The sequence below is a fragment of the Kitasatospora sp. NPDC041988 genome, from assembly GCF_055588525.1.
On the sequence record NZ_JBVJCO010000016.1, the window covers coordinates 159,886 to 168,789 of the forward strand.

9 protein-coding genes are annotated in these 8,904 nt (G+C 75.7%); all 9 read right to left on the bottom strand.

Translation table 11 applies throughout. The features are described from left to right. Positions 1–199 precede the first annotated feature (199 nt). The 9 genes from ACZ6NC_RS18505 to ACZ6NC_RS18545 are packed head-to-tail and all read right to left on the bottom strand — an operon-like array spanning position 200 to position 8,717. The gene (locus ACZ6NC_RS18505) at positions 200–2,920 is read right to left on the bottom strand and encodes a putative baseplate assembly protein (protein ID WP_465733981.1); all 2,721 of its coding nucleotides are present in this window, start codon (positions 2,918–2,920) and stop codon (positions 200–202) included. After that, positions 2,917–3,306, bottom strand: coding sequence for a GPW/gp25 family protein (locus tag ACZ6NC_RS18510; protein ID WP_465733983.1), 390 nt, complete (start codon positions 3,304–3,306; stop codon positions 2,917–2,919). Before ACZ6NC_RS18510 ends, ACZ6NC_RS18505 begins: the two co-directional genes overlap by 4 nt. Beyond that, positions 3,303–3,626 carry a hypothetical protein gene (locus ACZ6NC_RS18515; RefSeq protein ID WP_465733985.1) on the bottom strand — a complete coding sequence of 108 codons (324 nt, stop codon included), beginning with the start codon at positions 3,624–3,626 and terminating at the stop codon, positions 3,303–3,305. Before ACZ6NC_RS18515 ends, ACZ6NC_RS18510 begins: the two co-directional genes overlap by 4 nt. A gap of 24 nt (positions 3,627–3,650) precedes the next feature. Further along, on the bottom strand, positions 3,651–4,223 hold the full coding sequence (locus tag ACZ6NC_RS18520) for a phage baseplate assembly protein V (protein WP_465733987.1): 573 nt from the start codon (positions 4,221–4,223) through the stop codon (positions 3,651–3,653). Continuing rightward, positions 4,220–5,356, bottom strand: a complete 1,137-nt coding sequence (locus ACZ6NC_RS18525) for a hypothetical protein (protein ID WP_465733989.1) — start codon at positions 5,354–5,356, stop codon at positions 4,220–4,222. Before ACZ6NC_RS18525 ends, ACZ6NC_RS18520 begins: the two co-directional genes overlap by 4 nt. Beyond that, a complete protein-coding gene (locus ACZ6NC_RS18530; protein ID WP_465733991.1) occupies positions 5,349–5,711 on the bottom strand; it encodes a hypothetical protein in 363 nt (120 codons plus the stop codon). The genes ACZ6NC_RS18525 and ACZ6NC_RS18530 overlap by 8 nt, the downstream gene beginning before the upstream one ends. Before the next feature lie 44 nt (positions 5,712–5,755). Then, positions 5,756–6,415, bottom strand: a complete 660-nt coding sequence (locus ACZ6NC_RS18535) for a hypothetical protein (RefSeq protein ID WP_465733993.1) — start codon at positions 6,413–6,415, stop codon at positions 5,756–5,758. Beyond that, entirely contained in the window at positions 6,412–6,702 is a 291-nt protein-coding gene (locus ACZ6NC_RS18540) for a hypothetical protein (RefSeq protein ID WP_465733995.1), read from the bottom strand. The genes ACZ6NC_RS18535 and ACZ6NC_RS18540 overlap by 4 nt, the downstream gene beginning before the upstream one ends. After that, positions 6,693–8,717: an ATP-binding protein gene (locus ACZ6NC_RS18545; RefSeq protein ID WP_465733997.1), complete on the bottom strand. Its 2,025-nt coding sequence runs from the start codon at positions 8,715–8,717 to the stop codon at positions 6,693–6,695. Before ACZ6NC_RS18545 ends, ACZ6NC_RS18540 begins: the two co-directional genes overlap by 10 nt. Positions 8,718–8,904 lie beyond the last annotated feature (187 nt).

Sequence of the window (8,904 nt, forward strand, 5' to 3'; positions counted from 1 at the left end):
GAGCGGTGCCGCGCCGCCGGCGCAGCAGCCACAGGTACAGGCCCTCATGCGCCCGCCTCGCTTCCCTCGGCAGGGGCATTCGCCCACGCGCGCCTTCCCATGACTCGCTCGCTTCCCTCGACGGGGGCGCTCGCCCACGCGCGCATTCCCATGACTCTCCGCCGGCCGCCGGCCGCGGGGACCCCGGTGCTCCGCCCGCTCATCGGCCGCCTCCCGCGACGACGGTGAACCGGCCGGTGCGCGGCCGGGTGTTGTCCACGACGACGACCTCGTGCGGGCCGACCGGGAGGACGCCCCGGGTGAGTGCGCCCTGGTCCGGCTCGCCCTGCCGGACCAGCCGGGTGACCTCCGCGGAGGAGACCCCGGGCACCGCCTGGGCCGTGGCCAGGACCTGGCTGACGTGGACGCCGTCGCCGAACCCCCACCGGTCGGGGTGGAAGAAGGCGGGCCGGCCGTCCGGCAGGACGTCGGCCGAGAACTCCTCGCGAAGGGCCTGCGCGACCTGCGCCCGGACGTGGAAGGGCTGGACGCAGACGGTCAGTTCGAGCTCGACGGGCACCGGGGTGGCCAGGGTGACCCGCAGCTCGTGACCGAGCCGGCGGGCCCGTTCCAGGGCGTCGGTGATCTCCTGTTCGGTGCAGGCCAGGTCGTCGCAGGCGGTCGGCGAGCCGCAGCCGCAGTCCGCCGGCCCGCCCCCGGCGCGCGGGTCGAGCGCGACATCGGCCTCGTACCAGCTGCCCGTCCAGACCAGTTCGGCCGCGGCGCCCTGGAGGCGGTCACCGCCGGCCCGCCGGGCCAGCTCGGCGTAGTCCTCGGCGATGACGGCCCGTTCGCGGGTGGCGCGGAAGGCAACCGGAACGGCCGCCCGGGCCTCGGCGGGTGTCTCGGGCGCGGTGCCGCCGACGGCCGGCAGCGGGTTCCGGGGCCGGGTGGCGATGTCCTGCCCGCCGGCGCCGGGGCGCAGGGCGAGGTGCACGATCGTCTCCGCCCCGACGTTGCCGGCCGGTCCGCCGCCCACCCGGTAGCGGGCGGTGAAGGAGCTGCCGGGCCGCGGCCGTCGGCCGGTACGGTCGTCGCCGAAGCGCAGCCAGGAGACCCGTTCGTCGTCGGTCTCGACGGCGAACACCCGGTCGTCCGGTCCGGCGGCGAGCAGGTCCGGGACCGGCTGCCAGCCGGCCTGCCCGACGGCCTCGGTGAGCCGGACGGCGGCCGCCGCGCGGCGCGGGTCACGGTGCATCAGCCCGGCCGCGGTGGCCGGGCAGCCGCAGCCGGACGGGCCGGGCAGCGGTTCGGCGAAGGTGACGCCGGGCCGGCCGAGCCGGGGGCGGAAGCGCGCCGGGGCGGGCGGCTGTTCGGCCGGGCGGCACTCCCCCGCGCAGAGCGGCGGGTCGGTGGCGCCCGGCACCGGGCCGAGCGGCTCCTCCGTCCGGGTGCCGTGGTCGACCAGGAGCACGTTGCCGCGGGCGACGCTGACGTCGCGGAGCGGGCGGCAGTCCGGGGCGGGCCCGAGGGCGGAGACGCAGAGCGGGAACGGCAGGGCGTCCGCCGCCGACCAGCCGGCCTCCAGCAGCGGGGTGTCGAGCACCTCGTCGTGCGCGCGCCGCACCCAGGTGAGCCGGACGACGTGCCGGTGGGCGGGGTCGGCGTCGCCCGGGCGGCCGGTGCGGGGCCCGAGGACCTCCTCCAGCACCAGGAAGTCCCCGGCGGCCAGGCGCAGCGGGCCGGACGAGGTCCGGTCGACCAGGGTGACGGAGGTGGCGCCGGCCGGCAGGCAGCACCGGCCGTCGCCCCAGTCGTGGATGCGGATGAGGCCGTGCCCGGGGAAGAGCCGCAGCGGGGCGGCGGGGTCGTCGGCCAGCGGTTCGAAGACGTGGCCGCCGTCGAGGGCCTGCGGGGGCAGGTCCTCCCAGCGCAGCGGGCGGCCGGGGGGCGGGGCTCCCGGGTAGCCGGTGAGCAGGGCGACCTGGTCGGCACGCCAGGGCGGGGAGGGCTCGCGCCCGATGTCGACGGTGACGAAGGCCCGCGCGTTGCAGCCCTCGTGCAGCAGGTAGTCGACCAGCCGGGCGTGCCGGCGCACCGAGATGCGGCGCCGGGCGGTGCCGAGGTAGGCCTCGGTCGCGACGGCGTCCTGGTAGTAGCTGAGCCGGTCGGCGGAGTAGGCGAGCAGCTCGGCCAGGGTGACGCCGAGGTCGGGGATGTGGCGCTCGCGCCAGCCGGGGACGAGCAGTCCGAGCCGGTCGAGGACCAGGCGGCGGAAGGAGGTGTAGTCCTTGGCCAGGTAGTCGAGCGCGGCCGGGGGCACCGGGGCGGGCGGGCAGCCGGGCCCGGTCGGGCAGTCGGTCTCGGCGGGGCGGCCCGCGCAGAAGCCGAAGGGCGCGCGGTGGTAGCGCAGGTCGAATCCGTGGCGGGGCTGCCGGCCGGGGTGGCCGTGAGGTCCGGGTTCGACCACGGCCAGGTGGTAGGTGGTGGTGTCGCCGGGCCGGTCGAGGGTGACCTCCAGGCAGCCGTTCTCGTCCTCCACGCGCGGCAGCCGGGCGCGGACGCCGACCACCCGCACCCGCCGGGAGCCGGGCTCCGCGTCGATCCGCAGGTTGGCGACGGTCAGGTCGTCCGGCACGGCACCGACGAGGCCGACGCAGAGGGCCACCGTGCCGTCGACGGGGTCGGGGTCGGCGACCTCGATCCCGTCGATCCCGTTGAGGCCGTGGGCGGTCACGAGCTCGCGGCGGTGGTCGACGGTGCACTCCACGGCGCAGTCGATCCCGGGCGGCGTGCCGGGTGCGGCGGTCGGGCCGGGTGCGGGGGCCGGGCCGGGTGCGGGGGTCGTACTGTTCGTCGTGGACGGGCCGGTCGTGGACAGGCCGGTCGTGGTCGGACCGGGTGCGGCGGTCGGGCCGTTCGTTGCCGGGGAGTCGGTCATCGCGGGACCTCCCGGGCGAAGCGGGCCTCGGCCGCCTGCCGGGTGCGGCGCACCACGTAGCGGACGTCGACGGTGAGCACCGACTCGACGGCGGTGGCGCGCAGTTCGACCAGGTCGAGCACGTCGCCGAGCCAGCGCTGGACCGCCGCCCGGGCGGTGTACTCGACGGTCGCGGCGAGTTCGGGGCTGTTGGGGCCGAAGAGGAGCTGGTTCAGCCCGCAGCCGAAGTCCGGCCGGTTGACCCGTTCGCCGGGTGCGGTGAAGAGCAGCTGTTCGAGCAGGTCGCGGACGTGCCGGTCGGAGTCGGCGGGCCCGGCGGTGCGGCCGCGCTCGTCGAAGCCCAACGGGAAGGCCACATCGACCCGGTCGGGCGTGGGAGAGCTCATGTCGCGATCACCCGCTGCTGCGCCGAGACCGGGATCAGCGGTGTGCCGCTCGGCACGGTGGTGGCCTGGCTGTCGAGGAGGAGCAGCGGCACACCGCCGGCCCGGACCCGTAGCGACCCCGTCGTCCAGGGGGCGGTCACACAGGGGCCGTTGGCGGCGGGCGGCGGCGGCAGGGTGCAGCCGGCGACGAGGGCGGGCACCGGTTGCAGCCAGACCGCGAGGCCGCCGACGCGAACCCGCGGGTCGGCGCCCGGCGGATTCGCGCGTCCGCCGTGCGGGCACTGGACGACCGCGCCCTGGTGCAGGATCGCTCCTGGCATGGGTGTCTCCCCTCCGGACCCGGGTCACTGCACGGTGAGTGCGCCGAGGTTGACGTTGACCGACGGGCCGGTCAGCACGAGGCTGGCCCCCTGGCCGTTCTGGATGGTGATGCCCTGCTGGTTGACCATGATCGAGGCGACACCGGCCTTGAGGAGGATCCCGCCGGCCGCCCCGGGGGCGTCGGAGACGGAGATCGTGTTCTGGCCGACGGTCTGCAGGACGATGCTCGGGCTCGCCGGATTGCCGGCCTGGGCGAGTGCGGGTGTCTCGGCCCGGCTGCCCCAGAAGCCGCCGGTCCAGACCGGGTAGTCCGGATCGCCCTGTTCGAACTCCACCCAGACCCCGGCGCCGATCGGCGGCAGTACGAAGACGCCGCTCTGCGGACCGCTGACCGGCACGCAGGGCATCGCCCAGGAGGACGGGAGAACGGCCGAGACGTCCGGGACCAGGGCCTGGATCCGCCCGATCCCGAGCGGGTCGACGTTGCCGACCACGGTGCCGCGGTACTTGCCGTAGAACCGGGCGCCCCCGCTCCCCGCGGAGTCGTCGGCCCCACCGATCGGGACGACGCGGTCGCTGTCGTCGGTCACGGTCATACCGGCACCACCGGGAGGGTCGAGACGAGTCCGTTGCGGACGAGGGTGAACTGCTGGGTGAAGGAGCCGCGTTCGATGCGGTGGTCCACCGTCTGGACGAAGTAGAGCCCGTCGAACGCCGTCCCGGCGCCGCGGACACCGACCAGCGACCGCGGTTTGAGCACCTGCCCGTAGCGCTGGACGTCCAGGCTGCCCCGGGCCCTGACCGCGTCCGCCGAGCCGGCGGCCTTCGCCATCCCGAGCAGCACGGCCTCGGCGACGCCGAGTTTGGCGGTCTCCCGGATGTAGCGGAGCCTGGTCGGCGGGGGCTGGACCAGCCCCAGCGGGGGGTTGAGCGGCGAGACGTCCGGAATCGGCACCGGGATGACGGCCTTGGTCTGCGGGTTCTGGATGAAGATCACCGGAAGCGTGGCACTCTCCGCGTCGTAACTGAAGCTGAGCGACTCGACGTTGGTCTGCACGTCCGAGTCGACGGTGAGCGCGGGCTGCGGCAGGCCGATCTTGGCCTGCGGGCCCCAGTAGGCGATGCTGGCGCCCGGGACGGGCCCCGGGATGTGGGTGAAGACGTAGCCGGAGCGGGCGGCCAGCCGGCGCAGGTAGGCGAGGTCCGTGCCGTGCTGGACGGGGATCCGCTCCAGCGGGTTGGGCACGTCGGCGACCAGGCTGGGGACCACGGCCGGGACGACTCCGAACGCCGCGTACTTGGCCAGCACGGTGAGCACCCGGGCCGCCACCGGCAGCGCCGGGAAGGGCGTCCCGGTGCCGTCGATCCGCTCCATCAGCGCGGTCAGGTCCATGCCCTGGACGGTGAGCACGGACGGGCCGCCGTCCGCGCCCGGCGCCAGGCCGGTGGACGTGACGACGCCGTCGATCAGCACCTCGGGCGCGCCGCCCACGGTCACCGCGACCACCACCCGGAGCACCGCCGGCAGGCTCCCGCCCACGAGCAGGAAGACCGTGGGCACCGGCGAGTTCTTCTCCAGCTCGAAGGTGAGCTCGAAAGCGCTCTGCCTGCCCGGCTCGGCCGTGCTGTGGACCGTCACCCCGGTGAGCGAGTCCAGGACGGAGCGGGGCACCGGCACCGGCACCGCCGGACCGGCCAGCAGGGTGAGATGGACCGGTCCGCTAAGCATCGGCCACCCCCGGCACGCCCTCGGGCAGTGTGATGCGCAGCCGGCGGCCGACGGTGACCGTCAGCTCCACCGGGTCCAGGATCCCGTTGGCGTCGCAGAGCAGCCAGAACCGCTCCGGATCGCCGAGCTCGGCCGCCGCCAGGGTGTCGGGGCGCTCCCCCTCGGTGACGGTGTGCTCGCGCAGCAGCGCGAACCGGTCCGGCTGGGGCGCGAACCGGCGGGTGACGTACCGCACCTGACGCCCGTCCAGCTCGGCGACGGACAGCGGGAGTCCGGCGTACCGGCTGCCCGCCGGGAAGGCGGGTGCCTCGGGCGGCTGCGGCGGGCCCGCCGGCGGGAGCTGCCCTGTGCTCATCGGCGGGATCTGCCCTGTGCTCATTGGCGGGAACGGCGGTGTGGTCATGCCAGCCCTCCGATGCCGAGTGCCGCGAAGCTGCCGCCGCCGGCCCGCGCGGCGAGGGCCTCCAGCCGGCGCTGGTGGGCCAGGTAGAGCCCGCCGGCCCGGTGGTCGAAACCCACGTCGTTCACCGAGAGCACCCGCATGCCCAGCTGCACCTTGGCCCGTAGCGGGTTGAGGGCCGGATCGAAGGCCTCCTCGGTCACGGCGAGCTCGGTGATCCGGACCGGCATGATCCGGCTCGGGCTCCAGACGAAGACCGTCACCGGCGCCTCCATCGGCAGGATCTCCAGCGAGCCGGCCGCCGCCGACTGGTCCGCCGCGACGAGCTGGCCCACCGTCGGGTAGACGAGCAGCTCCAGCGCGGCGAGTTGGGGGTGCACCCCGACCTGCCCGGCGTCCGGGAACCGGTCCGGGAACTCCAGTTGGTCGGCCGCGTCCAGCTCGGCCTCCACCTTGACGGTCTCCACCGGCGGCGCCTTGAACCGGAGCGGCCGGGACCGCTGGTGCTTCTCCTCGCCGGTGTCCTGCACCTGGAAGCTGCGGGTCAGGCTGTCGGGGTTGTACTGCAGCGCGATGATCCGCAGCACCGAGCCGGAGCCCGGGTCGAGTTCGACGATGCCGCCCCGCATCAGCCGGGGTGAACGCGGGAATCCGGTCATGCCGGCCCTCCCCTTCCGGTGAGCCCCGCCGCCAGCGCGCGGCCGGCGTGCCCGCCCAGGGCGGCGGCCGCCCCGGGGCTCAGTACCGCACCCGGTGGGCCCGGCACCGTCACCGGTACCGTCACGGTGGGCGGCCCCACCCGGTCGACGCGCCCGCCCGCCGCCAGCGTCTCGGTGAGCTCCTCGGCCAACGCCTCTGCCAGGGCTGCCCGCACCCGGTCAGCCGCTCCCGGGGCCAGGTCCAGGCCCTCCAGGACCAGCCGCTCGATCCGCACGGTCACGTCCACGGTCCGCTCCCTCCGTCCGCCGTCTCGTCGCTCGTGTCGTCCGGCGCCGCGTCTGTTGTCCCGTCCGGCGCCGCGTCTGTTGTTCCGTCCGGCGCCGCGCCGGTCGGCTCGTCGCTCGGCTCGTTGGTCGTCTCGCCCGTCGTGTCGCCCGTCGTGTCGAAGGACGGCACCGCGACGGCGGGCGCGGGCCCGTCCCACTCGAACTCGCGCTCGTCCACGACGAAGCCGAGCTTGCGGCACTCCATCCGGACCGCGGCCAGCACCAGCGGCATGGTGGCCACCTGGCCGGGCGTGGCCGCGGCCGCGAAGGTGGCGTTGAGCGCGACGTTGTGGATGCTGCCGCCGGTCAGGCCGAACCGGGCCAGCCGGGCGTGGTCGAGGTCGCAGCGCACGCCCGGGGCGAAGGCCCGCTGCCAGATCGCCTCGCGCTCCGCCGGCCCGGGGAACGGGAAGTCCAGCACGAACCGCAGCCGGCGGCTGAAGGCGTGGTCCAGCGCGCCCTTCATGTTGGTGGCCAGAATCGCCAGCCCGCGGTACGACTCCATGCGCTGGAGCAGGTAGTTGACCTCGATGTTGGCGTACCGGTCGTGGCTGTCCCGCACCTCGCTGCGGCGGCCGAACAGCGCGTCGGCCTCGTCGAAGAGGAGGATCGCGCCGCCGCGCTCGGCCGCGTCGAAGAGCCGCCGCAGGTTCTTCTCGGTCTCCCCGATGTACTTGCTCACCACCGCGGAGAGATCGATCCGGTAGAGGTCGAGGGCGAGCTCGCGGGCCAGCACCTCGGCGGTCATCGTCTTGCCGGTGCCGCTCTCGCCCGCGAACAGCGCGGTGATGCCCAGGCCGCGGCTGGTCCGGCGGGCCACCCCCCAGTCCTCGTAGACCAGCGTGCGCCGGCGCACCTGGTCGCAGATCCGGTCCAGCTGCTCCGTCATGGCCTCGGGGAGGACCAGCTCCTCGCGGCGGGCCCGGAGGTCCAGCCGCTGCGCGAGCAGGTCCAGGCGCGGCCGGGAGACGGCGAGGCAGGCGCCCCACACCCGGGACCGGCGCTGCTGCGCGGACTCGCCCGGCGGACCGTCGGCGACGCCGGCCGCGACGCGGCTCAGCGCCACCGGGTCGAGGTCGAACTGCGCGGCGAGCTCGCCCGCCAGCTGCTCCCCGCCCGGCCCGAGCGCGTCCGCCCAGGCCGCGCGCTGCTCGGCCGTGGTCGGCCCGGCGACGTCCACCACCAGGGCGCCGGGGCCCAGGTGCGGCCAGACCTCGCGGCTGTCCAGGAACACCGGCCCGGGCAGCCGCGCCATCAGCCGGCCGGCCTCGGCGACGGCCTCGGGGCCGTGGTCGCCGGTCTCGTCGCCCGCGTCCAGGTAGAGGGCCACCGGGGAGAGCAGGACCTCCCGCTCCCAGAGCCTCGCCGTCGTCCCGGCCCCGGCGGCCGGGACCGGCAGGGCCGGCACCGGCACCCTGAGCAGCGTCCGGCCGAGCGCCGCCGCGACCTCGCGTGCCACCAGTTGCTTGCTCGGCCCGTCGGGCCCCACCAGGTTGACCACCGGCGGACGGCCGTCGGCGGCCATGGCGCGGATGCCGGCGCGCAGCGCCCGGGCGGCCTCCCGCTGGGACGGTGACGGCTCGATCGACCCGTCACCGTCCTCCAGCGGGACGACCGTCTCCGCCAGCCGCTCGTCGAGGTGGTCCAGGCCCTTCAGGTAGTTGACCACGCGTTCGTCCGCCCGCAGCGAGCAGGCGGTCATCCCCTCGGAGCCCTCCAGCCGGACGAGCCGCAGGCGCCGGAGCGGCCGCTCGGGCGAGAGCGCGTCCCAGGCCGGCTGGTCGAACAGGCGCAGGGCGAGGCCGAAGGTGGGGCCGGGCAGCCGGCCGCCGGCGCCGGCCTCGGCGCTCAGCCAGTCCACCGCCGGGTCGAGTTCACGGGCCGCCGCGAGCAGGACGACATCCTGCTCGAAGGACGTCAGGCCGAGCAGGTCGGCGAGTTGGTCGTGGGCCGAGCGCACGGCGGCGGCCGCCACGTCGCGGGCCAGGGTCGCTTGGGGGGGGGGGGTTAGCTGGCCACCCGAACAGAGAGTGTTGGCGTGTCGTCCTCCTCCCTTCCCCCCCGCCCCGCCCCCCCCCGGCGACTCCCTTCCCCCAGTCCGCGGGCGGGTGGGACCCCCCCGAGGGAGCAACCAGGGGAACACACCATAGCGGTGTTCCCGC